This window comes from Synechococcus sp. CCAP 1479/10 (assembly GCF_019038515.1).
Taxonomy (GTDB): domain Bacteria; phylum Cyanobacteriota; class Cyanobacteriia; order PCC-6307; family Cyanobiaceae; genus Cyanobium.
On record NZ_JAFKRJ010000008.1, the window covers coordinates 88,372 to 114,534 of the forward strand.

The following is a 26,163-nucleotide window of genomic DNA, read 5'->3' on the forward strand; positions in this document are numbered from 1 at the left end:
CACTCGACATCGCGTCAGTCCACGAGCGAGAACATCAGCTCGCCGGAGCAGACCCGCTCGCCATCGACGGTGGCGGTGGCCTGCACCTTGCCGAAGCGCTTGCGCTTGAGGCTGAGCAGTTCGCAGGTGATCAGCAGCTGGTCGCCGGGAACGACGGGCCGCCGGAAGCGGACCCCGTCGATGCCGGCGAAGACGAACAGCCCCTTGGGCAGATCCGGCATCTGGGTGACGATCAGGCCGCCCACCTGGGCCATGGCCTCGACGATCAGCACGCCCGGCATCAGGGGCCGGCCGGGGAAATGGCCCTGGAACTGCGGTTCGTTGAAGGTGACGTTCTTCAGGGCCACCGCCCGCTGGCCGGGGACGTACTCGATGACCCGATCCACCAGGGCGAAGGGATAGCGATGGGGCAGCAGGTTGAGGATCTGTTCGCTGCTGAGCACCACGGACCGGGCCGTGTCCGCAGCGGGGCCCGCGGGCGTGGCGGGGGCAGCGGCCGTGGCGGCCTCGGGAGCGGCGGAGGGAAGAACGGTCAAGGATTCAGTGGGTCGGTACGGGTACGGGCAGGCGGGGCGCCTGGGCCGCAAGGGCCGCGGCCATGGCGGTGTGCAGGCCATGGGAACCGCGGTAGGCAAAGACGTGGGCCGTCGGCAGGCCCACCAGCGCCAGATCTCCCAGCAGGTCCAGCAGCTTATGGCGCACCGGTTCGTCGGCGAAGCGCAGGGGTGGATTCACCCAGTGGTCCCCGTCACAGACCAGGGCATTGTCGAGGGCGCCGCCGCGGATCAGGCCCGCCGCCAGCAGCTGCTCCACCTGCTCCCGGAAGCCGAAGGTGCGGGCCGGCGCGATCTCGGACACGAAGCTCTCGGGGGTGAGATCAAGGGCATAGAGCTGGCGGCCGATGGCCGCCTGGGGAAACTCGATCGCCGCCGCCAGCCGCAGCCGCTCGTTGGGCAGGGCGGCCACGAACCCCAGCCCCTGGCCGAGGGTGAGGGGCAGCGGGGGCAGCGGGGGCTCGATGCGCTCGCCCCGTTCGCTGAGGCCCGCCTCGGCGATCGCTTCCACCCAGGGCAGGCCGGAGCCGTCGAGCAGGGGGATCTCCTCCCCGTCCACCCACAGTTCCGCCTGGCTCACCCCGGTGCCGGCCAGGGCCGCCAGCAGATGCTCCACCGTCGCCAGGCGGCGATCGCCGAGCTGCAGGCAGGTGCAGAGGCGGGTGTCGCTGACCTGGGTGGGGCCGAGACGCTGCAGGGGGCGTTCAGGCTCATCCAGCCAGCCCAGCCAGTAGCCGGGCCGCTCCGAGGGGCCGAGGCGGACCCGGGAGATGGCGCCGCTGTGCAGCCCGACCCCGGAGCGCTCCACGCTGGAGCGCAGGGTCCAGGCCTGGCGATAGTCGCTGGGCCAGCTGGTCACTAGAACTTCCAGCCCACGCCGAGGTTGAAGCGCCACTCGCCGGTGAAGTCCTGGCTGGCCACCTCCAGGCGCAGCGGGCCGACGGGGGTGGTGACGATCAGGCCGGTGCCGATCGAGAAGCCGGAACCGGGCTTGTTGAGCAGGCCGCCGAGGTTGCCCGGCACCTTCGTCTGGCTGCCGAAGGTGGTGCCGCCGTCGATGAACAGCTCGCCGCTGACGATGCTGAACAGGGGGAAGCGGTATTCGATCGTGGCCTCGCCGAAGCTGCGGCCGACGCCGAGATCGCAGTCGAAGTAGCCCCGCACCGAGTTGCCGCCGCCCAGGCAGAAGGCCTCGTAGGGCGGCAGGTCGCCGATCACCGTGCCGGCGGACACCTGGAAGGCCAGGGCCTGCTTGCAGTCCTCCGTCTCGCCGGCCTTCGGCCGGCAGCCCTTGTAGAACTTCAGCCAGCGCACCGGGATGTAGTGGGTGAAGCTGCCCCGGATCCGGTTGAAGGTGGGGGAATCGGGGCCCACCGAGAAGAACTGCTCGGTGCCGATGCTGAGGAAGTTGCCCTGGGTGGGGTTGCGGGGATCGTTGAGGGTGCTCATCGTCGCCGCCAGCCGCAGGCCCACCAGCTGGTTGCGGGCGGCGCAGTTGTAGGCGAGACAGATGAACGAACTGGTGGGGGCGGCCAGCAGCGAGGTGGCTTCGTTCGGGGTGGCCAGAGCGAAGCGGCGGGAGGTGCCGGAGAAGTCCATCGGCGTGGCCACCTGGCCGGTCAGCCCCAGCAGCACCGTCCAGGGCGCCCGCTTGAAGGGGTTGCCACCGTTGAGGGGACGCACGAACTGGACGTTGGCCCCGACGCGCTGGATCAGCACGCTGTTGCCGTCGAACTGGAACCAGCTGAGGTTCTGGCCGCTGGTCTCGGCGGCGATGCGGGCCGCCGTCACCGACGGGAAGACGTCGAGGAGGGGGTTGAACGGCGAGAAGATGTTGTAGGCGACCTGGGTGCCCGGGGCCTGGTAGAAGTCGGAGACGGTGAAGAAGTTGCCGTTGTTCTGGCTCTGGAACACCTGGGGGGCGTCCCGGCTGACGAAGGCCTTGAAGCGGAAGGCGGTCCGGTACTTGTCCCCCTTGATCCAGGGGTCGCTGAAGGAGATGTCGGCCAGGCCGCCGAACTGGCCGTAGGTGAAGCTGGTGGAGAGGTCCCAGGCCCGGCCGAACAGGTTGCTGTCCTGCACCTGGATCTGGCCGAAGACGCCCTGGCTCTGGCTGTAGCCCAGACCGCCGGAGAGGGAGCCGGTCGACTGCTCGACGACCCCCAGCACGATCACCACCGAGCCGGGATCCTCCGGTTCAGGGCGCAGGGTCACCTTGACGTCGCTGAACAGGCCGGTGCCGTACAGGCGCTTGAGGTCGTCCTCCAGGTTGCGGCGGTTGAAGATCTCGCCGGTCTTGATGGAGATCTCCCGGGTGATCACCCACTCCTTCGTCTTGCCCTTGATCGGCTGGCCCTTGTCGTTGGTGGCCGATCCCTCCTTGTTGAGGAACTGGACTTCCACACCCTTCACCGTGCCCTGGCGCACCAGCAGCTGCACGTCGCCGTCGGGTCCGATCCGGGAGGGGCCGGTGACGCGGGCCAGGGAGAAGCCCTGGTCGGCGTACCACTTCTGCAGCTCCTGCATGCGGCCCTGCAGGGTCACCAGGTTGAGGGTCTTGCCGTAATCGCTGGCGAAGGTGTCCTGCACCACCGTTTCCGGCACCTTGGCGTCGGCCGGATCCAGGCTCACCTTGGTGAGCACGGGGTTGGGCACCACCGAGACCACCAGCCGCACCCCCAGGGGGCCGTCCTGGGGCTGGATCCGCACGTCGGAGAACCAGCCCGTGGCATAGATGGCCTGCAGGTCCGTTTCCAGCTCGCTGCGGGTGATGGCGTTGCCAGGGGTCACCGCCATGGCGGCATAGGCCGCCAGCTCGAGACGCTCACGCTCGGGATGGTCGGCCAGGCCTTCGATCACCACCTCGCTGATCAGCACCCGGGGTTCGGTGGAGGCCGAAGGGGTGGGGGCCGGGCCCAGGGAGGGCTTGCCGGGCCGGTCGTCGCGGGCGGCGGGGGGGCTGGGCGTGGCGCCGGGGGTGGCGGCCGGTGCCGGGGCGGCCGCGGGGGCCGGTGTGGCTGCGGGGGCGGGCGTCACCGGGGTCGCCCCGGCCGGCGGGGTGGCGTCCGCCGGGCCGGCGAAGGGATCGGCACCGGCCTGGGCCACGGGGCCTGCGGGGGCCTGGCCCTTGCCGGGGGGACTTTCGGCAGCCCGGGCCTGGCCGCCGGCCAGCAGCAGGGCCACGAGCAGGGGCAGGGAGGCGGTCGCCGCCCGGGGCGTGACGCTTCGAAGGATGTGGGGCCTGCCGAGGCGAACGCCAATCATGGATGTCGTCTGCAGAGCGGCCAGGCCGCAAATTCCGCTGACCTTACCCGTAGACCCGCGCTTCGGGACAGACCCCTTGGACCCGTTTGAGGACCTCCCCGTAGGCCTCGACAACGCCGCCCAGGTCCTGGCGGAATCGGTCCTTGTCCAGGATCCGCTCCTGGGCATCGCTCACGGCCCGGTTCCAGAGCCGGCAGGTGTCGGGGCTGATCTCGTCCGCCACCACCAGTGCGCCGTCGGCGGTGAACCCCAGTTCGATCTTGAAATCCACCAGTTCGAGCTCCACCCGGGCGAACAGATCGCGCAGGGCGTCGTTGACCCGGAAGGCCAGTTCCCGGATCGCCCCCAGCTGGTCGGGCGTGAGCAGCTGCAGGCGCTCCAGCCGCGCTTCGCTGAGCAGCGGATCCCCCAGGGCGTCGTCCTTGTAGTACAGGTCGAGCAGGGGCGGATCCAGGGGGGTGCCCGCCGGAATCGGCATCTGGCGGCAGAGGGAACCGGCAGCCACGTTGCGCACCACCACCTCCACCGGCACCACCCGCACCGGCCGCACCATCATCCAGTGGTCCCCCTGCAGACCCAGGTAGTGGGTGGGCACCCCAAGCCGCTCGAGGTGCTCGAACAGCAGGGCGGAGATGCGGCAGTTCAGGGCCCCCTTGCCCAGGAGCTGGGCCTTCTTGAGGGCATTGAAGGCCGTGGCGTCGTCCTTGTACTCCACCGCCACCAGGTCGTCCTGGTCCGTGGCGTACACCCGCTTCGCCTTGCCTTCGTAGAGGAGGGGGCCGGTGGCAGGGGAGAGGGTCATGGGGCAGGGGAAGGGGTCGGGGCCGGAGTAGGGGTCGGGGCCGGGGTCGGAGTCGGGTCCGGCACCGCAAGGTCGGCGGCGTGGCCGCCCGGATCCCGGGGGGAGCGCAGCCGGATCTCCAGCTGGCGGGTGCGCGGCGCCGCCGCCGGATCCTCGCGCCGCCAGCGCCATTCGCCGTAGGCGTCGTCGATGCGCCCGCTGAGCCGCAGGCGCCTGGCCACGGCCCGCTCGGAGGGCAGGGCGGCCTGGGTGTCCAGCAGCTCGGCCACCAGCCCCCAGGCCTTCGCCGCCGCCGCCTGCTCCAGGGCCGCCTCCAGCAGGGCCTCCCGCTGGGACGCCGGCAGCTCCGCCAGCAGACCCACCGCCTGCTGCAGCCGCAGAGCCCCGCCCAGGCCGCCCTGGCGGGCCCGGACCAGCAGTTCGCCGCCGACCCGGGCGAAGCCCCTCGATTCCAGGTGCAGGGCCAGCAGCTCCAGGGCCGAGCGGCTGATCACGGTGCCATCCTCCCGGCGCTGCAGCGGCAGGGCGATGCCATCGAGGGACGTGCCGCTCTCCTTCCGCAGCCGTTCCAGGGCCAGGGCCGCCCGGCGGTGGTCCAGTCCGGCGGCGGCGGCCCGCCACTGCAGCTGCAGCCACTGGACCCGCTCGGCTCCGGCAGCCGGGCCGTAGCGGTTGAGCACGTCCATGGCCTCGCTGGGCGCCCGGCAGCTGAGCAACACGTCGGCGTTGGCCAGCACCACCTCCAGGGGCTGGGGGGCCGGATGCAGCGTCAGCAGCCGCTGCTGCAGCTGCCGAAGCCGCTCGAGCTGATCGGCCTCGGCGCTCTGCCGGCAGGCCACGTCGATCTGCTCCAGATCCCCGTCGCGGAGCAGGTCGGCGAACTCCTTGTCGGTGAGGAGGGGCGGCCGCTCCTCGACGGCCTCCCCCGTGGGTTCCGCCGGCCCGCTGGGGCTGGCTTCAGTGGCGGTGGTCGCCGCTCCCGCTGGGGCGGGTTTTGTCACCGCCGCCTCCGGCCCAGGGGCCGCGGCACGGGCTGCCGCCGGCCCGATCCCCGGGAGCAGACCAATCAAGGCCAGGGCTCCGAGGCCGCCAAGAACGGACCGGCCGCGGCTCCGCCGGGGCGCCGGCGGGACGGGGGTCGGCCCGGATCCGCTGGGCGGCACGGCAGTCGAGGCGGCGGTCGGGGAGAATGGCAAAGGGGAGTGGCAGCAAGGCTGGTGAGGGCGACCGGTGCAGCACCCGTGCCGGCGCACAACCTAGGGGAGCTCTCCTCCCCGATCCACCCCCGTTCCGCTTCCCCCCGCGCGATGGCCCCGTTGACCGCTTCCGACGCTTCCCTCCCGTCCCCGGTGCCGGCCCGGATCCTGGTGGTGGGCGGCGGTGGCCGCGAGAACGCCCTGGGCTGGGCCCTGGCGCGCTGCCCGGGGGTGGAGCAGGTGCTGGTGGCGCCCGGCAACGGCGGCACCGCCGCCCTGGCGGGCTGCGGCCAGCTGGCCATCGCCGAAACTGACCATGGCGCCCTGGCGGCGGCCTGCCACGCGCACGCCATCGACCTGGTGGTGGTGGGACCGGAGGCGCCCCTGGCGGCCGGCCTGGCGGACCGGCTGCGGGCGGAGGGGCTGGCGGTCTTCGGTCCCGGGGCCGACGGGGCCCTGCTGGAGGCCAGCAAGCGCTGGGCCAAGGACCTGATGCAGGAGGCGGGCGTGCCCACGGCGGGCTACTGGGCGGCGACGGATCGCCAGCAGGCCCTGGAGGCCCTCGAACGCCATGGCCGCCCCCTGGTGGTGAAGGCCGATGGCCTGGCCGCCGGCAAGGGCGTGACGGTGGCCGACAGCCTCGAGCAGTGCCGCGACGCCATCGAGGAGGTGTTCGCGGGCCGCTTCCAGAGCGCTGCCCCCGGGGAAGCTGCCGCCGCCCCCTCCCTGGTGCTGGAGGAGCGCCTGCACGGCCCGGAGGTGTCGGTGTTCGCCCTCACCGATGGTCGCTCCATGGTGCTGCTGCCTCCGGCCCAGGACCACAAGCGCATCGGCGAGGGGGACACGGGCCCCAACACCGGCGGCATGGGGGCCTACGCCCCGGCCCGGCTGCTGGACGCGGCGGGACTGGAGCAGGTGCGCCAGCTGGTGCTGGAGCCGATCCTGGCGGCCCTGCGGGCCCGGGGCATCGACTACCGCGGCGTGATTTTCGCCGGCCTGATGCTCACCGAGGCCGGCCTGCGGGTGATCGAGTTCAACTGCCGCTTCGGCGATCCGGAGTGCGAGACCCTGATGCCCCTGCTCGGCCCGGAACTGGCCCGGGTGCTCCTGGCCTGCGCCACCGGCCGCCTGGAGGAGGCCCCCCCGCTGACGATCGCGCCGCGTTGCAGCGCCTGCGTGATCGCGGCCGCCGAGGGCTATCCCGGCGAGGTGCGTCGCGGCGATGCGATCCACGGCGATCTGGGGGACGCCCCCGATCGGCAGCTCTTCCATGCAGGCAGCCGCCGCACCGAGGCGGGCCCCGTGGTCACGGCGGGTGGCCGGGTGCTGGCGGTGGTGGCCCAGGCCGACGACTTCGACACGGCCTTCGAGCGGGCCTATGACGGCCTGGAACGGGTGGGTTTCGAGGGCATGGTCTACCGCCGCGACATCGGCCACCAGGTGCGGTCGCAACGCCCGGCCCTGCCATGACCCGCTCCGTTTCCGGTCCCACCCTGGGCGGCAGCGAGGACGCCGGAGCCTTCAGCCTCTGGCGGGCGCGGCTGCAGCGCTGGTGGGCGGAGTTCAGCCTCCAGACCAAGCTGCTGGCGGTCGCCACCCTCGTGGTGAGCCTGCTGATGACGGGCATCACCTTCCTGGCCCTCAACGGCATCCAGCGCGATGCCCGCATGAGCGACACCCGCTTCGCCCGGGATCTCGGGCTGCTGCTGTCGGCCAACGTCACCCCCCTGGTGGCGGAGGGCAACGACCGGGAACTGGCCTCGGTGGCCGAACGCTTCTGGCAGTCGAGCCGCAGCCTTCGCTACATCTTCTTCGCCGATTCCGACGGGGTGATCTACCTCGGCATCCCGATGGGCGGCAGCACCGGCATGGGCGAGCGTGTGCTCAGCCGGCGCCTGGAGCTGCCGGCCGACATCCAGCGCCGCCCCGACAACCCCCTGATCCGCCAGCACCTCACCCCGGACGGCCAGGTCACCGACGTGTTCGTGCCGATGGTGAGCGACGGCCGCTATCTGGGCGTGGTGGCCCTGGGCATCAACCCCAACGAGACGCTCCTGGCCAGCGCCGCCCTCACCCGGGAGGTGACGGTGGCGGTGTTCATCTCGATCTGGGTGCTCGTGATCCTGGGCTCCGTGTTCAACGCCCTCACCATCACCCAGCCGGTGAAGGAGCTGTTGCGGGGGGTGCGATCGATCGCCGGGGGCAACTTCGAGACCCGCATCGCCCTGCCGGTGGGGGGCGAGCTGGGGGAACTGCTCAACGGCTTCAACACCATGGCCTCCCAGCTGGAGGTCTACAAGGCGGCCAACATCGAGGAACTCACCGCCGCCCAGGTGAAGCAGCAGTCGCTGATCGCCACCATGGCCGATGGGGCCGTGCTGCTCGATGCCGAGGGGCGGATCGTGCTGGCCAACCCCACCGCCCGCCGCCTGTTCCGCTGGGAGGGCCGCAACCTGGAGGGCAGCGAGCTGGCCGCCGAACTGCCGGACCGGCTGGCGATGGAACTGCACGATCCCCTGGAGAGCCTGATCATCAGCGAGCGGGACACCACCGAGGTGCGTTGCAGCTTCGGGGATCCCCCCCGCACCCTGCGCATCGTGCTCCAGTCGGTGCGGGATGCCAGCGGCGAGAGCCTCAAGGGCATCGCCATGACGATCCAGGACCTCACCCGGGAGGTGGAGCTGAACGCCGCCCAGAGCCGCTTCATCAGCAACGTGTCCCACGAGCTGCGCACGCCCCTGTGCAACATCAAGAGCTACGTGGAGACGCTCCATGACATGGGCGACCTGCTCAGCGCTGAGGAGCAGAAGGAGTTCCTGAGCATCGCCAACGCCGAGACCGACCGCCTCTCGCGCCTGGTGACCGACGTGCTCGACCTGTCACGGCTGGAGTCCGACCGGGTCTGGCAGCTGGAGCCCATGGACCTGGCTCCGGCGATCGAGCAGACCCTGCGCACCTACCGGCTCAACGCCGAGGAGAAGGGGGTGATGCTGCTGTTCGCCGGCGATCAGAACCTGCCCCGGGTGCGGGGCAACTGGGATCTGCTGCTGCAGGTGTTCGACAACCTGGTGGGCAACGCCCTCAAGTTCACCCGCAGCGGCGGCCAGCTGCTGCTGCGCGCCTACCCCTGGCCCGACCACTGCCCGCTGGATCCCGACGGCGGAGCCGAACACCATCCCTCCTGCACCCTCACCTCGCGCCTGCCGCGGCTGCGGGTCGAGATCGCCGACACCGGCTGCGGCATCTCCGAGGCCGACCAGGCGCGGATCTTCGAGCGCTTCTTCCGGGTCGAGAACGCCGTGCACACCGAAGCAGGCACCGGGCTGGGGCTCTCGATCGTGCGGGGCATCCTCGAGAAGCACGGCAGCCAGGCCCGGATGGCCAGCGAGCCCGGGGTGGGCACCACCTTCTGGTTCGACCTGCCCCTGGAGGAGGCCGACGGTGATGAACTGAGAGTCCAGGCGGAGCGCTCCGCCTCCCTGGCCGAGATCGAAGCGGAGCGAAGAATCCCCGCCTAGGTGCCCCTGGTCGGGTTCAGCTCTCGCCGTCGACGCTGCGCATGATCCGGCCCAGGTCGGCACGTTCGTCGGTGGTGATCCGATGGGGAACGCCGCTGATGATGCGCTCGAAATTGGCGAAGGAATCCTTGATCTCCGGCCCGTTGCCGGTGATCACGAATTCCCGGATGCCCTTGTCGTGCCAGGAGCCGCGCATCTTGAACACGTTCAGGGCCCGGGCCATTTCACCGCGGATCTCCACATACTGCAGCAGCAGAATGGTGTCGGTGATGGTGGAGATGTGGGAGTCGGTGATCGAATGGCTTCCCATGAACTCCTCGGAGGTGTTGGTGAAGAAGCCAGCGATTTCCTCCTGTTTGGCATAGCCCGTCACCCCGATCACGAACTGCCGGAAGGCGTTGTGGCTGACACCCCGAGCCAGGGCGGAGAGGGAATCGATCGCCATCCGGGACGGCTTGAACTGGCTGATCTCCGTCTTGATGATCTGCAGGTGATCCTCAAGGCCGGTGGATTCCGGATAGGCGCAGATGATCTTGAGCAGGCCGTCCTGCTCCATCTGCTCGAAATCGATGCCCCAGCTGGTGGCGTTGCGCAGCAGCTGGGAGCGGGATTCCTCGTAGGCGAACAGGATCGCCCGCTCCTTGCTGCGGCAGGCGTCCTCCACGAACTTGCTGACCAGCAGGGTCTTGCCGGTGCCGGTGGCGCCGGTGGCCAGGATGATGGAGTCCTTGAAGAAGCCCCCGCCGCACATCTCATCGAGCCGGGGAACGCCGGAGCTCAGGCGCACGTTGGAGGACCGCTGGGTGAGGCGCATCGCCCCCAGAGGGAACACGCTGATCCCGTGGGCGCCCATGGTGAAGGGGAACTCCCCCTTCATGTGGGTGGTGCCCCGGAGCTTGAGCACTTCCACCGTGCGCCGCCGCCGTTCGCCCTCCAGCACGTTGCGCAGGATCACGACGTTGTCGGAGACGAACTCCTCGACGCCGTAGCGGGCGATGGCGCCGTATTCATCGACCCGTTCGGTGGTCATCACCGTGGTGACGCCGATCTCCTTGAGCCGGGCGATCAGCCGGAAGATCTCCCGGCGTACCACGGAGATGGCGTCGTACTGCTGGAAGACGGCGGTGATGGAGTCAATCGCCACCCGCTTGGCTTTGTATTTGCGAATCGCGTAGTGGATCCGCTCAATCAGCCCGGAGAGGTCGAAGCTGCCCGACACCTCCTGACCATCGGGGTCCGGGGAGGCATCGAGGACAAATAACTTGTTCTGTTCGACCATTTCCTGCAGGTTCCAGCCGAAGCTGGAGGCATTGCGCAGGATGTCGAGGGGCGACTCCTCGAAGGTGACGAAAATGCCGTGTTCGTTGAACTGCCGGATGCCGTTGCAGAGAAAATTCAGGGAAAAGACCGTCTTGCCGGTTCCCGAAGTTCCGCTGATCAGGGTCGATCGGCCGATCGGCAGCCCGCCATGGCAGATGTCATCGAAACCTTCGATCCCCGTGGGAAGTTTCTGCATCTGCATTCGATTGGCAGCGGCGTCGTGGTCGTTGGGATCCTGCATCGAAGAGATGGAAGCGCGAGGGGTCTGAAGGGGAACGGGGTTGACGCTGGGATGGCCTGGTCCGGAAGGCGGCGGCAGGCCTTGATCAGGGCTCAGGAGGTTTCCGGGGGAGAGGGAACATCGTCGGCTTCCAGATCATCGATGTCGAGCTTGAAATCCTCGGTGAGCTCTTCGTAAAGGAGATCGAGGCCGATCAGCACCCGGTCACGGTCGGAGAGATCGCCGATGATTCGCCGCACCGGTGGGGGCAGGATCTTCGCCAGGGTGGGGGTGGCCAGGATCTTGTCCTCCTCCGCCAGCTGGGGATTCTTGAGCACATCGATCACCTTCAGGGCGTAGACGCCGCGGAACTCGGACTCGAGGATGTCGCGCAGCGTCTTGAGGGCCCGCATCGAGTTGGGGGTATTGCCCGCCACGTAGAGCTTGAGGATGTAGGTCTTGCGGAAGGTCATGGCTGGGACTCAGGCGGAGGGGCTGGTGGATTCGGCCACGACGGCGGGCACGATGGGCAGGTCGGGCGGGATGGAGCGTCGATACATTTCGCAGAGGTGAGCCATGACATCGAGGAGGGCCAGCCGGTAGTCCTGGAGAAAATCGTTCTTCTGTCCTTTGAGCATCAGCATCTTTCGAAACTCCTCGATCAGATTCACGTGGATCTCGACCATCTTGGTGATCGGCAGATCGGCGAAGAAGGCCGTGTTCACGAAGCTTTCGATCGCCTGGTTGGCCGCGGCGGGGTTCTTGAAGTAGCTGATCAGCAGGTCCCGGTAGGTGCGTCGCAGGGAGTCCAGCAGCTCGTTGCGTTCCTCGGCTTCCAGGTTGCGCAGGAAGCGGGAGGGATCCCGCTTGTAGTAGACGCCCAGGTAACCGAGCCGTCCATTGAGCCGGTTCGGCAGTTTCCAGCCGTCGGGGGTGGTCGCCTTGGCTTCGCTGCCGGCCGGCAGCGTGTTGCTGCGCAGGAAACGGGAGACGGCCGCATCCAGGCTGTAGCTGAGCTGCTCCAGCTGGTCGGGCGGGAGGCGGACCTCCGCATCGTGGAACTTCACCTCGCCGTCCACCGGGCCGATCAGCACGGCCGGCAGCTCCAGGCCCTGGTCGTGGAGGCTGCCGAAGAAGGTCCCGTCGACGGCGCCCTCCTCCAGCAGGATCCCGTCGAAGTCCTCGCGGCGCTGCTCCAGCTGCTCCAGGGGCCCGGCGGCGGGATCCACCGGCACCAGCTGGTAGCGACCGCCCCTGAGCCACTGGCCGCAGGCCTCGGCCAGGGCCGGGGTCTGGATGAGAGAGAGGATGTTGAGAACCGGTTGGGGCATCGACCGCTGCGGCGGGGAGCTCCCCTGACCGGGCTGATTCTTGACGGAAGGGAGGCCCGGACGGGAGGATCTTAGTTCTGTCTTTCGATTCCGTGCGTCCAGGCCCAATGGTGGCTTCCTGCCGCCAGCCTGGCCACGCCCCCTGAGCGATGACCCAAGCCCCCCAGAAGGAGACCCTGAGCGCACCCGCCACCGGTGCCCAGGGCGATGCCACCGGCGCCTACGCCATCGTCGAGGCCTCCGGCCAGCAGTTCTGGCTCCAGCCCGATCGTTACGTCGATCTCGACCGCCTCAATGCCGAGGTCGACAGCACCGTGACCCTGGAGAACGTGCTCCTGGTGAAGGACGCCTCCGGCACCACCCTGGGCCAGCCCTACGTGACGGGCGCCACGGTGGAGCTCAAGGTGCTGGCCCATCGCCGCGGCCAGAAGATCATCGTTTACAAAATGCGCCCCAAGAAGAAGACCCGCCGCAAGAACGGCCACCGCCAGGAGCTCACCCGGGTGATGGTCCAGTCGATCAAGGTGGGCGGCAAGTCGATCGCCTGATCGGGCCCCCGGCCTCTTCTCCAGTTCCCCCCCGTTCTCCCTTCTCTGCTCTCCCATGGCCCACAAGAAAGGCACAGGCTCCACCCGCAACGGCCGCGACTCCAACTCCAAGCGTCTCGGCGTCAAGCGTTACGGCGGTGAAACCGTCAGCGCCGGCTCGATCCTGATCCGCCAGCGCGGCACCTCCGTGATCCCGGGCGTCAACGTGGGCCGCGGCTCCGACGACACCCTGTTCGCCCTGGTGGATGGCGTCGTCAGCTTCGAATCCATCAAGCGCGGCCTGCGCAACCGCAAGCGCATCAACATCGCCGTCGCTGCCTAGGCCCCCGGCAGGGGGGCGTCCGCCAGCTCGGTGCCGTCCCCCGGCACTTCCAGATAGCGCCTGAGCCAGCCCACCAGCAGGTAGAAGGGCAGGGTGTCGGCCAGGGCCGCCACCAGCTTGAACACGTAGCCGCTGGCGATGAACACGCCCAGCTGGGGCAGCACCGGCTCCTCCGGCCTGATCGGCAGCACATGGGCGGCGTAGTGGCTGATCAGCACCACCGCCGACGTGTCGACGACCTGGCTGATCAGGGTGGAGCCGTTGTTGCGCAGCCACAGGGCCTTGCCGTTGCTGAAGCGCTTCCAGAAATGGAACAGGCGCACGTCGGTGAACTGGGCGGCCATGTAGGCGGCCATGGAGGCCCCCACGGCGCCGAAGGCCAGCCGGCGCACCTCGAAGAACACCGGCACCCCGTCGCCGTGGGTGTCGGCCGGCAGGCCCGCCACCCCACCGAATCCGTCCAGGCCCGGCAGGATGCCACCGAGCCAGAGCACCAGGACGATCCAGCCGTTGAGCATCAGACCCACCCACACCACCTGGGAGGCGCGCCGTTCGCCCCAGATCTCGCTGATCAGGTCCGTGCACAGGAAGGTGACGGGGTATGGCAGGGCCCCCACCGCCACGATGATCGGGAAGGACCCGATGCTGCCCAGGTGGAGGAACCGGGTCAGCCCCAGGATGTTGAGCATGCCCATGGTCCCCAGGAAGATGCCGGCTAGCACCAGAAAGGTGACCTCGCGCCGGTCCTGCAGCGTCATCGGCGCCTGAGCATGGGAGAAGGTCCCTCCAGGCTGCCGCCATCGCCTCCGTCGCGCCACGGCTGCGGGTTCCTGGTGCTCGACAAACCCGCCGGCCTGACCTCCCACGACGGCGTCGCCAGGGTGCGGCGGGCCTACGGCCTGCGGCGGGTGGGCCACGGCGGCACCCTGGATCCAGCCGTCACCGGGGTGCTGCCGATCGCCCTCGGCCCGGCCACCCGGTTGTTGCCCTACCTGCCCGGCGACAAGACCTACCGCGGCACCGTCCAGCTGGGCGTGCGCACCGGCACCGACGACCTCGAGGGCGAGGTGCTGGAGCGCTCGGCCGTTCCGCCCCTCGATCCCGAGGCCCTCGAGCTGGCCCTGGCCCGGTTCCGGGGCGAGATCCTCCAGGTCCCCCCCCAGGTCTCGGCTGTGCATGTGGATGGCCAGCGGGCCTACGCCCGGGTCCGGGCGGGGGAGCAGCTGGCGCTGGCGGCGCGGCCGGTGCGGATCCATGGCCTCGACCTGCTGGGCTGGGACGCCGAGCGCGGCCGCCTGGAGCTGGAGGTGCGCTGTTCCGCCGGCACCTACGTGCGTGCCCTGGCGCGGGATCTGGGGGAAGCCCTCGGTTGCGGCGGCGCCCTGGCCAGCCTGCGCCGCACCGCCGCCCTCGGCTTCGGACTGCACCAGGCCATTTCCATGGAGCGTCTGGCGAGCGGCCCCCTCCCGCCGCTGCTGGATCCCCTCGACGTGCTGGTGGATCTGCCGCGCCAACGCCTTGATCCGGCCCAGCTGTCCCCCTGGCGCTGCGGCCGGTCCCTGCCCCGTACGGTGGAGCAGTTGCCAGAGGGGGCGGTTGCCGTGCTCACCCCGGATGGCAACCTGGCCGGCATCGCCCGTGCCGATGGCAAGGGCCTGCTCCTGCCCCGGCTGGTGTTCGACGCCGCCGGTTGAACCCCCTGCGACATCGCGATGGCCGGCCACAGCAAATGGGCCCAGATCAAGCGCACCAAGGCGGTGGTGGACGCCCGGCGCGGAGCGCTGTTCACCCGTCTGGGGCGGGAGATCACCGTGGCGGCCCGCGGCGGTGCTGATCCGGCCGGCAACTTCCAGCTCCGCACCGCGATCGAGAAGGCCAAGGTGGCGGGGCTCCCCAACGCCAACATCGACCGGGCCGTGGCCAAGGGCAGCGGCCAGGGGGGTGGCGGGGCCGACCTGTTCGAGGCGGTGCGCTACGAGGGTTACGGCCCGGGGGGCGTGGCCGTGCTGGTCGAGGCCCTGACCGACAACCGCAACCGCACCGCGGCCGACCTGCGACTGGCCTTCGGCAAGCACGGCGGCAACCTCGGTGAGACCGGCTGTGTCAGCTATCTGTTCGAGCAGCGGTCCGTGGTGCGGCTGGCCCTGCCCGGCGCCGACGAGGAGCGCCTGCTGGAGGACCTGCTGGCCCTGGAGGAGCGGGGTGGCCCGGCGGCGGCGGGCTACGAGATCGATGCCGAGGGCGTCGATGTGTTCGGCGCCTATGCCGACCTCGAAGCCCTCCAGGATGGGCTCCGGGACCTGCGGCTGCCCCTGGCCGGCTGGGAGCATCGCTGGATTTCCTCCCTGCCCTGCCGCCTCGAGGACGCTGCGGTGCTGGCCGCCTGCATGCGCATGCTGGATGTGCTCGAGGATCTCGATGACGTGCGCAGCGTCACCAGCAATCTCGAGGCGGATGAGGCCCTGATGGAGGCCGCCCTGCCCGGCTGAGGCCACCTCCCCGCCCTCCGCCGCGCCCTCCGCCGCGCCAGAGGTTCAGCCCATGGCCTCGGCGTCGGCGATCACGGTGAGGGCAGGGTGGTGCTGCAGCCAGCTGGCGGGCAGCTCCGGCGTGGGGGGCTCCCCCAGGGCACGGCGCAGGATCGTCGCCTTGGCCCCGCCGGTCACCACAAGGAGCACCCGGCGGGCCGCGAGGATCTCGGCCATCCCCAGGGTGATGGCCCGCCGGGGGACGGCGCCGGGGTCGCCCCCGAAGGCGCCGGCGTTCTGGCGGCGGGTGTGGTCGCTGAGGGCCAGGCAGCGGCAGGTCACGGCCGCCCCCGCGGGGGGTTCGTTGAAGCCCACGTGGCCGTTGAGGCCCAGGCCCAGCAGCTGCAGGCCGATGCCGCCGGCGGCCGCCACGGCGGCGCCGTAGCGCCGCGCTTCGCCATCGGGATCGCAGGCCCGCCCATCGGGGAGCCATACCTTCCCGGGGTCCAGGCCGAGGGGCTCCACCAGCTGGCGGGCCATGGTGGCGGCGAAGGAGGCGGGATCCTGGGGCCCCAGCCCCACGTACTCGTCCAGGTTGAAGCTGCACCAGCCCTGACGCACCTGCGCCGCCAGGGCTGGCTCCAGGCGCCCCAGCCGTCGCGCCAGGGCGGCATAGACGGGCTCCATGGTGCGTCCGGTGGCCAGACCCAGGGGCCGGCCCGGCCGCAGCCGATCAGCCAGCAGCAGGGCCGCCACCCGCTCCGCCACCGCCGCCGCATCGGCCAGAACGATCGGGGTGATGGAGGCTGCGACCGGGGCGCTGGCCGCGGTGCTGGGGGCGTGGCGGCTCAACGGGTGCCTCAAAGGGCGGAGTAGGGCTGGATCCTGGCCCCCTGGTAGTAGTGCTGGAGGATCTGCCGGTAGTCCTCGCCGCGCAGGGCCAGGGCGTAGGCGCCCCACTGGCTCATGCCCACCCCGTGGCCGTAGCCCCGGCCGCTCACCAGCAGGGTCGGCGCCGCCGGTGGCCGGGGGGCCCGCCAGGGGGCCTGCACCAGGCCGGAGGCCAGGGAGCGGATCCCCTCGGGGGTGAAGACCCCTTGCAGGGACGGCAGCGGAGGCGGGAAGGGGGCGGCCCGGGGCGCCTCGAAGTCGAACCGGGCCAGGGTGCTGCGCAGGCCCAGCCGCTGGCGCAGCTCGGCGCCGGAGAGCAGCAGCGAGCCACCGGGGCCCGTCACCCGGGCCTGGCGGATGCGGCCGGAGCTGGTGGTGGAGAGCACCTCGATGCGGAAGGCCCCGTCGATCTCCCGGAAGGCCCGGGCCAGCTTGTCAGGCTCGACGCGCAGCTGCCAGACATGCACCGGGCTGGCCTGGTCGTAATCGGGCACGCTCACCAGGTAAGGCAGTTGCTGGCGCCAGATGTCGCCGCTGTTCTCCGTGAGGCCGCCACTGCTGCTGTGGAACACCGCGTTGATCAGGGCGGAGCCGTGCATCAGCACCTGGGAGCGGGTGCTGCGCACCGCTTCGCGGGTGGAGTCGGTTTCGGCCTCCACCCCCTTGTAGACCTGGCTGGAGACGGTGGCCTTGAGGTCGAAGGGCTCCGCCGGCCGGCGCTGGCGCAGGGCGTAGGTGCGGGCCGCCACCGCCTGGGCCCGCAGGGCCGCCAGCGGCCAGCTGGCCGGCATCTCGCTGCCCACCACGCTGGGCAGATAGCTCTCGACATCGATCAGGTTGATCGCCTGTAGCCGATCGCCCTCGCTGCGCACCAGCAGCCGGCCGCGGTAGCGGCGCTGCTGCAGGGTCAACACGGCCTCGCTGCCCGCACCCCGTCCCGGGGCGGGATCGATCCAGGCCTGGCCCGACGGCAGCGCCACCCGGCGGGGCGGCCCGGTCGGTCCCTCCAGCCTGGCCTCCAGGGCCGGCCCGCTGCCCACCAGCTGCAGCCGCGCCCCCGGCGCCAGCTCCGCCAGGGTGCGCCCCGTGGCGTCGCCGAGGCGCAGCACGGTGCTGCCGGCTTCCAGCTCCAGGGTGGGGGCCTCCCGCAGCAGCACCCGCACCACGGGAGCAGGCGCCCTCGCCTCCGTGGGGACCGGCGCCGCGACGGCGGCGGGAAGCAGGGCCAGCGAGAGGCCGGCGCGCCATCCGAAACGGAGGAGGGGCACGAGGGTGCGCGAGCGACAACGGCTCATTCTGGACGGGTCATCCTGCGGGCGCCACGGCGCCAGCCAGCACACCGGCCGGCGCCGTGGCAGCATGCGCTCTGAGGCAGCCAGGGTGTGCAGGTCACCTTCCTGGGAACCAGCTCCGGCGTTCCCACCCGCGCCCGCAACGTCTCCGCCGTGGCCCTGCGGTTGCCGCAGCGGGCCGAGCTGTGGCTGTTCGACTGCGGCGAGGGAACCCAGCACCAGTTCCTGCGCAGCGACCTGCGGGTGTCCCAGCTGCGCCGGATCTTCGTCACCCACATGCACGGTGACCACGTCTTCGGTCTGCCGGGGCTGCTGGCCAGCCTGGGGCTGGCGGGCAGCTGCGCCGGCATCGACCTTTACGGACCGGATCCCCTGCGGGACTACCTGGAGGGGGTGATGCGCACCTCCTCGACCCGCATCGGCTATCCCCTGCGCACCCACCGGGTGAAGGAGGCCGCTGCCCGCGGCACCCTGGTGCTCGACGACGACGACATCACGGTGCGCTGCACGGCCCTCACCCACCGGGTGCCGGCCTACGCCTACCGGGTGGATCAGAAGCCGCGGGCCGGCCGCTTCGACGTGGAGCGGGCCAGGGCCCTGGGCATTCCCCCTGGGCCGGTCTACGCCGAGCTCAAGGCCGGTCGCAGCGTCACCCTCAACGACGGCCGGGTGATCCGTGGCGAGGCCCTCTGCGGGCCGCCCCGGCCCGGCTGCAGCGTCGTCTACTGCACCGACACCGTGTTCAGCGAGGCGGCGGTGGCCCTGGCCCGCGGCGCCGACCTGCTGATCCACGAATCCACCTTCTCCCATGGCGAGGCGGAGCTGGCCATCGCCCGCCAGCACTCCACCAGCACGATGGCCGCCCAGACCGCCCTGGAGGCGGGGGTGAAGCAGCTGGTGCTCACCCACCTGAGCCCCCGCTACGTGGCGGGGAATCCCATGACCCCCGACGACCTGGTGGCCGAGGCCCGGGCCATCTTCCCCGAGACCGTGGTGGCGAAGGACTTCCTCAGCCTCTCGGTGGGGACCGGGGGCTGAGCCTGCAACAGTTCGCGTGATTCCGTTCCGGGGGACCCGTCGCCCGTGATACAAGGTCTCAGTTGCGGTCCGACCGCCATTCCGCCGGCTTCTCCCATGGCCCCCCTCCTTCGCTCAGCCGCCCCGCTGTCAGCCGCCCGTCGCACCGCCCGCCTCAGCACCGCTCCCCTTCGCAGCGCCCTCCGTGCCGTGGTCCGGACGCTGCTGATCCTTCCCCTGGCCCTGCTGGTCTGTTTCGCGGGCCCCGCGGCCGCGGCCCAGTGGAGCGCCGAGGATCTCACCGTGCCGGTCTCCCCTGACGGCACCCTGGTGACCTTCAGCGAGAAGGAGGTCAAGACCGGCCGCAAGCTCTTCAACGAAAGCTGCGGCACCTGCCATGCCGGTGGCATCACCAAGACCAACCAGAACGTGGGCCTGGACCCCGAAACCCTCGCCCTGGCCACCCCGGCCCGGGATTCGGTGGACGCCCTGGTCGACTACATGAAGGACCCCACCTCCTACGACGGTGAGTACAGCATCGCGGACGTGCACCCCAGCCTGCGCAGCAGCGACGTGTTCGTGAAGATGCGCGATCTGGACGACGAGGACCTGCGCCTGATCGCCGGCTACATCCTGGTGGCCCCCAAGGTCCAGGGCATCCAGTGGGGCGGCGGCAAGATCTACTTCTGATCCCACGGCCCACCTCCGCCGGCCGGCCCTGCGTCGGCCGGTTTTTTTGTGCCTGGACACCCCCGCCTCAGGGGGCCGGGGCCGGCAGCGGCAGCGGTGGTGGCGGGGCCAGGTTGCCGGCCTCCAGCGACCCCGGCAGCTTGCTGTACCACCACTCCTGCAGGCCTGGGGCCAGGCGCTGGGGGAACAGGGTGATCACGGTGCGGGTGGGCCTGGCCCCCGGCTGCAGCAGCTCCACGGCGTAGGAGGGGCAGCGGCGGGCGGCCAGGTCGGGCACGAAGCGGCGGCCGACGCGGCGCCAGCTGGGTTCCTTGCTGCGCCAGGCCAGCCGGCAGCAGGGCCAGGGGAGCTCCTCCCGATCGAACAGCCGGCAGCAGGGGCCCAGGACCCGGTAGCTGTACTGGCCGCCGGGGCTGGGATGCTCGCTGCCGGAGGCCAGCACGGTGTCCACCTGAAGTGCCATGAAAAAGCCACCCCTGAGGGTGGCGGAGAAGAACGCGGGGTTCAAGTGGGCGATCCAACCGGACCGCCCGGCGAGGAGCTCAGTAGAGCTCTTCTTCGGTGTGGGTCTTGATGGTGCAGTCGGAGGTGGGGTAGGCGACGCAGGTGAGGACGAAGCCGGCCTCGATCTGGTCGTCGTCGAGGAAGCTCTGGTCCGACTGGTCGACGGTGCCGGCGGTGAGCTTGCCAGCGCAGGTGGAGCAGGCGCCGGCGCGGCAGGAGTAGGGCAGGTCAATGCCCTGCTCTTCGGCGGCGTCGAGGATGTACTGGTCGTCGGGAACCTCGATGGTCTTGTTCAGCCCCTCGCTCTCATTGACGAGGGTGACCTTGTAGGAAGCCATGGAAGAGATTGGAGCTCACAGACACCCGGCAGCCAGGGCCTGTAGGACCCGCCCTTCCTACATCCGACAGGGGGCATTCCCGGCGATCTTGGGCTCGCAGGCCGGGAAGCCCAATCAAAGCCAGGACACAGATCAGCGTGCCTTATGCAACATCCGATGCCGAACGGATCCGCAGCAGGCCCCAGCGGTCCTGCTCGACCCGCCCTTCCACCCGCCAGCCGGCTGCCGCCAGATCCCGCTCCAGGCCTGGGGCCTGATCCACCAGCAGGCCGCTCAGCAGGCCCACGCCGCCGGGGCTCAGCAGCTGCCCGAACCAGGGAATCAGGGCCTCGATCACCGGCGCCAGGATGTTGCACAGCAGCAGATCCGCCGGACGCCCCTCCAGCAGCGCCACCAGGGCCTCGGCCGAGCCCGTGGTGACCGCCAGCGCTGAGGGGGCGTCCGGCGCCGTGGGGGAGGGCCCCAGGCCATTCAGGGCGGCGTTCTCCCGGGTGGCCCGCTCCGCCAGGGGGTCGGTGTCGGCGGCGGCCACGCTGGCCGCCCCCAGCCGCAGGGCGGCCAGGCCCAGGATGCCGCTGCCGCAGCCCAGATCGGCCACCCGCAGCCCCTCCAGGCCCTCACCCAGGCCCGCCCGTTCCCGCTCCCCGGCGAGGGCCTCCAGGGCCTCCAGGCAGAGGCGGGTGGTGGGATGGCTGCCGGTGCCGAAGGCGCTGCCCGGATCGATGCGGATCACCAGCCGCCCGGCCTGCTCAGGCGGCACCTCCAGCCAGGCCGGCAGCACCAGCAGCCGCTCCCCCACCGGATCGGGCCGCCAGTGGCTCTTCCAGCTCAGGCTCCAGTCCTCATCGGCCTGCCGCTGCCAGTGGACCTGTGGCAGCGCCAGGTCGAAGGGCTCCCCCAGCGGGGCCAGGGCCCGCTCCAGCTCCTGGCGCTGGTCGGCGGGCCAGTCGCTCTCCGGCAGCCAGGCCAGCAGCTGCCGCTGCTCCGGCGCCTCAGGGGGGTGCTGGAGCGCCACCCGCGCCACCCCCAGGAGCGGCAGCTTCCAGAGCAGGGACTCCTCCAGTTCGGCCGGGGCGGCCATCTCCAGCCGCCACCAGACCAGGCCCATCAGAGGGTGACCGGGTGGGCGGCCTGGATGCCGTTGATGCTGTGGATCACCGCCAGCAGGCTGGGGGGGATCGGGTCGTCGAGGCTCAGCACCATCACCGCGTCGCCGCGCACGATGCGGCGGCCCACCTGCATCGAGGCGATGTTGACGTTGTGCTCGCCCAGCAGGGAGCCCAGCTGGCCGATGATGCCGGGCATGTCCCGGTGACGGGTGAAGAGCATGTGACGGCTGGGCGTCACGTTCACCGGGAACTCGTCGATGGTGGTGATGCGCAGTTCCCCGTCGGTGAACACTGCGCCGGTGACGCTGTGGTTGCCCCGGGGGCTGCGGGAGCTGAGCTGCAGCGAACCGCCGGCGAAGTCGCGGCTGGCGTCGTCCTTCACCTCAAGCACGTGGATGCCGCGCTCCTTGGCCTCCAGGGTGGCGTTGACGTAGTTGATGCTGTCGCCGAGGGCGGCCGAGAGGATGCCCTTGAGGGCGGCCACAACCAGGGGCTGGGCCGGGTGGGAGGCGAATTCGCCCTGCAGGCGCACCTCCAGCTCGCTGATCTGGCCGCCGGCCAGTTGACTGAGCAGCAGGCCCAGGGTTTCCGCCAGCTGCAGATGGGGCTTGAGCAGCTCCATCACCTCGGGGGTCAGGCCGGGGATGTTGACGGCGCTGCGGGCCGGCAGGCCGAGGAGCACGTCCCGGATCTGCTCGGCCACGTCGATGGCCACGTTCTCCTGGGCTTCCTCGGTGGACGCGCCCAGGTGCGGGGTGAGGATCAGCCGCTCCTTGACCAGGCGCAGGGGGGAATCGGCCGCCAGCGGCTCCTTGGCGTAGACGTCGAGGGCCGCACCGGCGATGACGCGGTTCTCGACCGCATCGGCCAGGGCCTGCTCGTCGATGATGCCGCCGCGGGCGCAGTTCACCAGCCGGGCGGTGGGCTTCATCGTGGCCAGCAGCGCCGCGTTGACCAGGTTCTCGGTGTCCGGCGTGCGGGGCAGGTGCAGGCTGACGTAGTCGGCTTCGGCGAACAGCTGGGGCAGGGGCAGCAGCCGCACCTGCAGCAGCTGGGCGCGCTCGGCGGAGATGAACGGGTCGTAGGCGGCCACGTCCATGCCCAGGGCCCGGGCGACACGGGCCACGTGGGAGCCGATCTTGCCGAGGCCCACCACGCCGAGGGTCTTCTTGTAGAGCTCGTTGCCGACGTAGGTCTTGCGGTCCCAGCCGCCGGCCATGGTGCTGGCGTGGGCGTGGGGCACGTGCCGCGACAGGGAGAGCATCAGCGCCAGGGCGTGCTCGGCGGCGGCGATCGTGTTGCCCTCCGGCGAATTGACGACGATCACGCCGCGGCGGGTGGCGGCGGGCACATCGACGTTGTCGACGCCCACGCCGGCCCGGCCGATGATGCGCAGGTGGCTCGCGGCCTCGATCACCTCGGCGGTCACCTGGGTGCCGGAGCGGATCATCAGACCCTCGTACTCACCGATGCACGCCACCAGCTGCTCCGGGCTCAGGCCCGTGCGCACGTCCACCTGGGCGACCTGGGAGAGGATGTCGATCCCCGCCTGGTCGATGGGATCGGAGACCAGAACCTTCGTCATGTCCGGCAGCGGTGGGGAGGGCGGGGGGTGCGCCCCCAGGGGGGCAGGCCGGAGGTGCAGTGTAGAGAGCGGTGCGGAGACGAGCCCATGTCCCTGAGTGTGGTGGTCGTGCTGGACGACCGGGAACGCCTGTATGCCCTGCGGGATCGCTTGCAGGCACTTCAGCCGGCCCCGACCCGGGTGCTGGCGATCGGCAGCGGTGAGGCGACCATGTCGGACGTGGAGCGGCTGGATCCGGCCACGGCCCGGCGGCGGCGGCAACAGTCGATGGTGCGCTGGCTGCTGCCCTTCGGGTTCCTGGCCGGGCTCACCTTCACCCAGATCACCGATCTGCACACGTTCAGCTTCGCCGGGGCCTACGGGGAGCCCCTGATCGGCGGCCTGCTGGGCATGGGCTCCGGCTGGATGGGCAGTTTTGCCGCCGCCGCCAGCGTCAGCTCGGAGGAGGACGACCGCATCCGCATCCTGCGCAACCGGCTCGACGAGGGCTGCTGGCTGCTGCTGCTGGAGGCCCCCGTCGGCCGCGAGATCCCCTGGACCACCATCCAGCTGGCGCGACCGACGGCGGTCGTGCGCCTGGACGACACCTGAGGCGCGGGGCCCATGCTTCCACGACGGGACCTGCTGGAGGGGAGTCGCCACCCGGAGGAGCTCGGGGCCCTGTTCAGCCTGGCGGAGACGGCCCTGCGCACCTGGGAGCCCCAGGTCAGCGGCTTTCTCGAGGCCGCGGTGCGGGAGGAGGCGGAGGACCGGCTCGGTGGCCTCAGCGAGCTGAGCCTCGCCAGTGACGGCGGCCACCCGGGCGCCGAGCGCCGCTGCCTACTGCTGGCACGGTCGGGACAGGAGCCGACGGCCCCCGCCCTGCTGGGGCTGGAGATCAGCGGCAACTTCCTGTTCGATCCCGCCTCGGCGGCCGACATGGCCGCGGGACTGGCCGCTTCCGGTGCCGGTGCCGCAGAGCTGGGTGACCTGTGGCTGCGAGGCGATCGGGGTGGCCAGGCGATCGTCAGCGAGGCCCTGGCCCGGCGGCTGGACGGGACCGAGGGCCTGGTGCGCACGGTGCCGGTGCGGTTCGAGGCCCGGCCCATCGAGGCGCTGCAGCTGCCGGCCCGCCGTCTGCCCCGCCAGCTCACCACGGTGGAGGCCTCCCTGCGGCTGGATGCCCTGGCGTCGGCCGGCTTCGGGCTGTCCCGCAATCGCATGGCCACCCTGATCCGGCAGGGTGCCGTCCGCCTCGACTGGAAGGTGGTCAGCAGTCCCAGCCAGCCCCTGGCGGTGGGGGCGCGGGTCCAGCTGGAGGGGCGGGGGGAGCTGGAGGTGCTGGCCATCGAAGCCACCAAGCGGGAGCGTTTCCGGATCCGGCTGGAGCGCCATTGAGGGCCCGGCGGCGCAAGTTGACAGGAGGGAAGGCCGGCGAGTAGGAAAAGTCCTGGTTGGAGACGGATCCGACGGATCGACTGTGAAAGGTCAACTGTCGGTGATGCTTTCTTTTCCCCGAGAACCATCCATCTCGAGGGCCAGCCATTTCAACGGCAATCCAGCTCGGCCCTCATCGGGCTACCCATGATTGTTGTCTGAAATGGAGCCGCTTCGGTTTTTCCGAACTCGGGCGATTAGCTCAGAGGTAGAGCACTACCTTGACACGGTAGGAGTCACTGGTTCGATTCCAGTATCGCCCATTGATTGAATTAAAGTCTTCCGATTGGATCCCGATTCGGTTCAGCGATCCCTTCGCTGCTACCCTCGGCCGATCATGAATGTGAGCCAGCCAGCGTGAGTCCCGCCGAGGCCGTTGCACCTCTCTCCTGCACGGTGGTGGTGGGTCTGGGCCGGTCGGGTCTGGGGGCGGCCCGCCTGCTGCAGGCCCGCGGCGAGACGGTGGTGGTCATCGAGAGCGGTGACACGCCGGAGCACCGGGCCCTGGCGGCCCAGCTGGAGTGCGAGGCCATCGCGGTGCGGCTGGGGGTGCCCCTGAGCCTCGAGGCGTTCCGGGAGCTGCCACTGCCGCCGTCGGTGGTGGTGGTCAGCCCGGGCATCCCCTGGAACCACCCGGTGCTGGAGGAGCTGCGCTCCCGGGGAGTGCAGGTTCAGGGGGAGATTGTGCCCGCTTGGCAGGCCAGCCGCGACGTGCCCTGGATCGCCATCACCGGCACCAACGGCAAGACCACCGTCACCTGCCTGGTGCACCACCTGCTGCAGCAGGCCGGCCGGGATGCGCCCCTCTGCGGCAACGTCGGCATCTCCGCCGCTGAGGTGGTGTTGCAGCGGCGTCTCGAGCAGGGGCCCCGCCCGGACTGGCTGGTGGTGGAACTGAGCAGTTACCAGATCGAGGCCGCCCCCGCAGTCGCACCGGCGATCGGCGTCTGGACCACCCTCACCCCCGACCACCTGGAGCGCCACGGCACCCTGGCCGCCTACCGGGCCATCAAACGGAGCCTGCTGGAGAACTCCCGCGTCCGCATCCTCAACGCCGACGACCCCGACCTGCGCCAGCACGCCGACAGCTGGGACCAGGCCGACTGGATCACCGCCGGCCCCAGGGAGGCCCTGCCGCCGGCCCTCGATCCGATGCTCTGGATCGAAGGCGACGATCAGGTGCGGGGCCGCCAGGGCCCCCTGTTCCCGGCCTCCGCCCTGGCCATGCCCGGGGCCCACAACCGTCAGAACCTGCTGCTGGCCGTGGCGGTGGGGCTCCATGCCGGGCTGGAGCCGGCGGTGATGGAGGCGGCCTGCCGTTCCTTCCCCGGTGTCCCCCACCGGCTTGAGCGCCTCCGCAGCCTCAACGGCGTGACCTGGTTCAACGACAGCAAGGCCACCAACTACGACGCCGCCGAGGTGGCCCTGCGGGCCCTGGAGGGTCCCCTGGTGGTGCTGGCCGGCGGCCAGTCGAAGCAGGGGGAGGCCGCGGCCTGGCTGGAGCAGCTCCGGCAGCGGGCTGCGGCGGTGGTGCTCTATGGCGCGGCGCGGCAGGAGTTCGCCGGCCTGCTCGAGTCCAGCGGCTACGGCGGCGTGGTCAAGCAGGAGGAGGGCCTGGAGGGAGCGGTGGCCCTGGCCGCGACGCTGGCCCCCTCTCTCGGCTGCCGGGGGGTGCTGCTCTCCCCGGCCTGTGCCAGCTTCGACCAGTACACCAGTTTCGAGGCCCGCGGCGACCACTTCCGCGGCCTGGTGCTGGCCCTCGACACCGACAGCTGAGG

26 protein-coding genes and 1 tRNA gene are annotated in these 26,163 nt (G+C 70.7%); 12 read left to right on the plus strand and 15 right to left on the minus strand.

What is annotated here, in order from left to right; translation table 11 throughout:
- Positions 1-14: 14 nt before the first annotated feature.
- The 5 genes from fabZ to KUG39_RS04275 form a co-directional block, all read right to left on the minus strand.
- Positions 15-443, minus strand: a complete 429-nt coding sequence (gene fabZ, locus KUG39_RS04255) for a 3-hydroxyacyl-ACP dehydratase FabZ (protein WP_094585651.1) — start codon at positions 441-443, stop codon at positions 15-17.
- 97 nt (positions 444-540) lie between these two features.
- On the minus strand, positions 541-1,413 hold the full coding sequence (gene lpxC, locus KUG39_RS04260) for a UDP-3-O-acyl-N-acetylglucosamine deacetylase (protein WP_216913210.1): 873 nt from the start codon (positions 1,411-1,413) through the stop codon (positions 541-543).
- Positions 1,413-3,818 (minus strand): BamA/TamA family outer membrane protein, encoded by a 2,406-nt coding sequence (locus KUG39_RS04265; RefSeq protein WP_216918231.1) that lies wholly within the window; start codon positions 3,816-3,818, stop codon positions 1,413-1,415. Before KUG39_RS04265 ends, lpxC begins: the two co-directional genes overlap by 1 nt.
- Before the next feature lie 43 nt (positions 3,819-3,861).
- Entirely contained in the window at positions 3,862-4,620 is a 759-nt protein-coding gene (purC, locus tag KUG39_RS04270; RefSeq protein WP_094585596.1) for a phosphoribosylaminoimidazolesuccinocarboxamide synthase, read from the minus strand.
- Positions 4,617-5,621, minus strand: a complete 1,005-nt coding sequence (locus tag KUG39_RS04275; RefSeq protein WP_216913228.1) for a hypothetical protein — start codon at positions 5,619-5,621, stop codon at positions 4,617-4,619. Before KUG39_RS04275 ends, purC begins: the two co-directional genes overlap by 4 nt.
- Positions 5,622-5,927: 306 nt before the next feature.
- On the opposite strand from KUG39_RS04275, the gene purD reads away from it, so the two are divergent.
- Together purD and KUG39_RS04285 are read left to right on the plus strand one after the other, a co-directional pair.
- Positions 5,928-7,286, plus strand: coding sequence for a phosphoribosylamine--glycine ligase (gene purD / locus KUG39_RS04280; RefSeq protein WP_190610706.1), 1,359 nt, complete (start codon positions 5,928-5,930; stop codon positions 7,284-7,286).
- Complete coding sequence (locus KUG39_RS04285; protein WP_286192934.1) at positions 7,283-9,334, plus strand: HAMP domain-containing sensor histidine kinase; 2,052 nt, start codon at positions 7,283-7,285, stop codon at positions 9,332-9,334. The genes purD and KUG39_RS04285 overlap by 4 nt, the downstream gene beginning before the upstream one ends.
- 16 nt (positions 9,335-9,350) lie before the next feature.
- Here KUG39_RS04285 and kaiC read toward each other — a convergent pair whose 3' ends face one another.
- From kaiC to KUG39_RS04300, 3 genes are all read right to left on the minus strand, one after another.
- Positions 9,351-10,895 carry a circadian clock protein KaiC gene (kaiC, locus tag KUG39_RS04290; RefSeq protein WP_094585600.1) on the minus strand — a complete coding sequence of 515 codons (1,545 nt, stop codon included), beginning with the start codon at positions 10,893-10,895 and terminating at the stop codon, positions 9,351-9,353.
- A 92-nt stretch (positions 10,896-10,987) separates the two neighbouring features.
- Positions 10,988-11,347 (minus strand): circadian clock protein KaiB, encoded by a 360-nt coding sequence (gene kaiB / locus KUG39_RS04295; RefSeq protein ID WP_094585601.1) that lies wholly within the window; start codon positions 11,345-11,347, stop codon positions 10,988-10,990.
- A 9-nt stretch (positions 11,348-11,356) separates the two neighbouring features.
- Positions 11,357-12,205: a circadian clock protein KaiA gene (locus KUG39_RS04300; protein WP_216913230.1), complete on the minus strand. Its 849-nt coding sequence runs from the start codon at positions 12,203-12,205 to the stop codon at positions 11,357-11,359.
- Between the two features lie 149 nt (positions 12,206-12,354).
- Between KUG39_RS04300 and rplU the strand changes: the two genes are divergently transcribed.
- Together rplU and rpmA are read left to right on the plus strand one after the other, a co-directional pair.
- On the plus strand, positions 12,355-12,753 hold the full coding sequence (gene rplU / locus KUG39_RS04305; protein WP_216913241.1) for a 50S ribosomal protein L21: 399 nt from the start codon (positions 12,355-12,357) through the stop codon (positions 12,751-12,753).
- A 55-nt stretch (positions 12,754-12,808) separates the two neighbouring features.
- Complete coding sequence (rpmA, locus tag KUG39_RS04310; RefSeq protein WP_094585604.1) at positions 12,809-13,075, plus strand: 50S ribosomal protein L27; 267 nt, start codon at positions 12,809-12,811, stop codon at positions 13,073-13,075.
- Here the strand turns inward: rpmA and KUG39_RS04315 are convergent.
- Positions 13,072-13,833 (minus strand): queuosine precursor transporter, encoded by a 762-nt coding sequence (locus KUG39_RS04315; protein WP_216913243.1) that lies wholly within the window; start codon positions 13,831-13,833, stop codon positions 13,072-13,074. The genes rpmA and KUG39_RS04315 overlap by 4 nt on opposite strands.
- A 12-nt stretch (positions 13,834-13,845) precedes the next feature.
- Between KUG39_RS04315 and truB the strand changes: the two genes are divergently transcribed.
- Together truB and KUG39_RS04325 are read left to right on the plus strand one after the other, a co-directional pair.
- Positions 13,846-14,769: a tRNA pseudouridine(55) synthase TruB gene (gene truB / locus KUG39_RS04320; RefSeq protein ID WP_216913245.1), complete on the plus strand. Its 924-nt coding sequence runs from the start codon at positions 13,846-13,848 to the stop codon at positions 14,767-14,769.
- Positions 14,770-14,787: 18 nt separating this feature from the next.
- Positions 14,788-15,564 carry a YebC/PmpR family DNA-binding transcriptional regulator gene (locus KUG39_RS04325; RefSeq protein ID WP_216913247.1) on the plus strand — a complete coding sequence of 259 codons (777 nt, stop codon included), beginning with the start codon at positions 14,788-14,790 and terminating at the stop codon, positions 15,562-15,564.
- 45 nt (positions 15,565-15,609) lie between these two features.
- On the opposite strand, the gene KUG39_RS04330 is transcribed toward KUG39_RS04325, so the two are convergent.
- On the minus strand, positions 15,610-16,395 hold the full coding sequence (locus KUG39_RS04330) for a glucosamine-6-phosphate deaminase (protein WP_286192935.1): 786 nt from the start codon (positions 16,393-16,395) through the stop codon (positions 15,610-15,612).
- Positions 16,396-16,403: 8 nt separating this feature from the next.
- The gene (locus KUG39_RS04335; RefSeq protein WP_216913249.1) at positions 16,404-17,729 is read right to left on the minus strand and encodes a SpoIID/LytB domain-containing protein; all 1,326 of its coding nucleotides are present in this window, start codon (positions 17,727-17,729) and stop codon (positions 16,404-16,406) included.
- Positions 17,730-17,816: 87 nt separating this feature from the next.
- Between KUG39_RS04335 and rnz the strand changes: the two genes are divergently transcribed.
- Both rnz and psbV read left to right on the plus strand, forming a co-directional pair.
- A complete protein-coding gene (gene rnz, locus KUG39_RS04340) occupies positions 17,817-18,764 on the plus strand; it encodes a ribonuclease Z (protein ID WP_216913251.1) in 948 nt (315 codons plus the stop codon).
- A 96-nt stretch (positions 18,765-18,860) separates the two neighbouring features.
- A complete protein-coding gene (gene psbV / locus KUG39_RS04345; protein ID WP_286191042.1) occupies positions 18,861-19,433 on the plus strand; it encodes a photosystem II cytochrome c-550 in 573 nt (190 codons plus the stop codon).
- Between the two features lie 67 nt (positions 19,434-19,500).
- Here the strand turns inward: psbV and KUG39_RS04350 are convergent, their stop codons facing one another.
- The 4 genes from KUG39_RS04350 to serA form a co-directional block, all read right to left on the minus strand.
- Positions 19,501-19,896, minus strand: coding sequence for a DUF8632 family protein (locus KUG39_RS04350; RefSeq protein ID WP_094585652.1), 396 nt, complete (start codon positions 19,894-19,896; stop codon positions 19,501-19,503).
- Positions 19,897-19,975: 79 nt separating this feature from the next.
- Positions 19,976-20,275 carry a ferredoxin gene (locus KUG39_RS04355; protein WP_094585612.1) on the minus strand — a complete coding sequence of 100 codons (300 nt, stop codon included), beginning with the start codon at positions 20,273-20,275 and terminating at the stop codon, positions 19,976-19,978.
- Between the two features lie 142 nt (positions 20,276-20,417).
- Positions 20,418-21,383 (minus strand): 50S ribosomal protein L11 methyltransferase, encoded by a 966-nt coding sequence (locus KUG39_RS04360; RefSeq protein WP_216913253.1) that lies wholly within the window; start codon positions 21,381-21,383, stop codon positions 20,418-20,420.
- On the minus strand, positions 21,383-22,969 hold the full coding sequence (gene serA / locus KUG39_RS04365; protein ID WP_094585614.1) for a phosphoglycerate dehydrogenase: 1,587 nt from the start codon (positions 22,967-22,969) through the stop codon (positions 21,383-21,385). Before serA ends, KUG39_RS04360 begins: the two co-directional genes overlap by 1 nt.
- An 87-nt stretch (positions 22,970-23,056) precedes the next feature.
- On the opposite strand from serA, the gene KUG39_RS04370 reads away from it, so the two are divergent.
- From KUG39_RS04370 to murD, 4 genes are all read left to right on the plus strand, one after another.
- The gene (locus KUG39_RS04370) at positions 23,057-23,560 is read left to right on the plus strand and encodes a hypothetical protein (protein ID WP_094585615.1); all 504 of its coding nucleotides are present in this window, start codon (positions 23,057-23,059) and stop codon (positions 23,558-23,560) included.
- A 12-nt stretch (positions 23,561-23,572) separates the two neighbouring features.
- Positions 23,573-24,346 (plus strand): photosystem II electron transport protein, Sll1252 family, encoded by a 774-nt coding sequence (locus KUG39_RS04375; protein ID WP_216913255.1) that lies wholly within the window; start codon positions 23,573-23,575, stop codon positions 24,344-24,346.
- Between the two features lie 230 nt (positions 24,347-24,576).
- A tRNA-Val gene (locus tag KUG39_RS04380) sits at positions 24,577-24,648 on the plus strand.
- 94 nt (positions 24,649-24,742) lie between these two features.
- Positions 24,743-26,161: a UDP-N-acetylmuramoyl-L-alanine--D-glutamate ligase gene (gene murD, locus KUG39_RS04385; RefSeq protein WP_216913257.1), complete on the plus strand. Its 1,419-nt coding sequence runs from the start codon at positions 24,743-24,745 to the stop codon at positions 26,159-26,161.
- Positions 26,162-26,163: the final 2 nt, after the last annotated feature.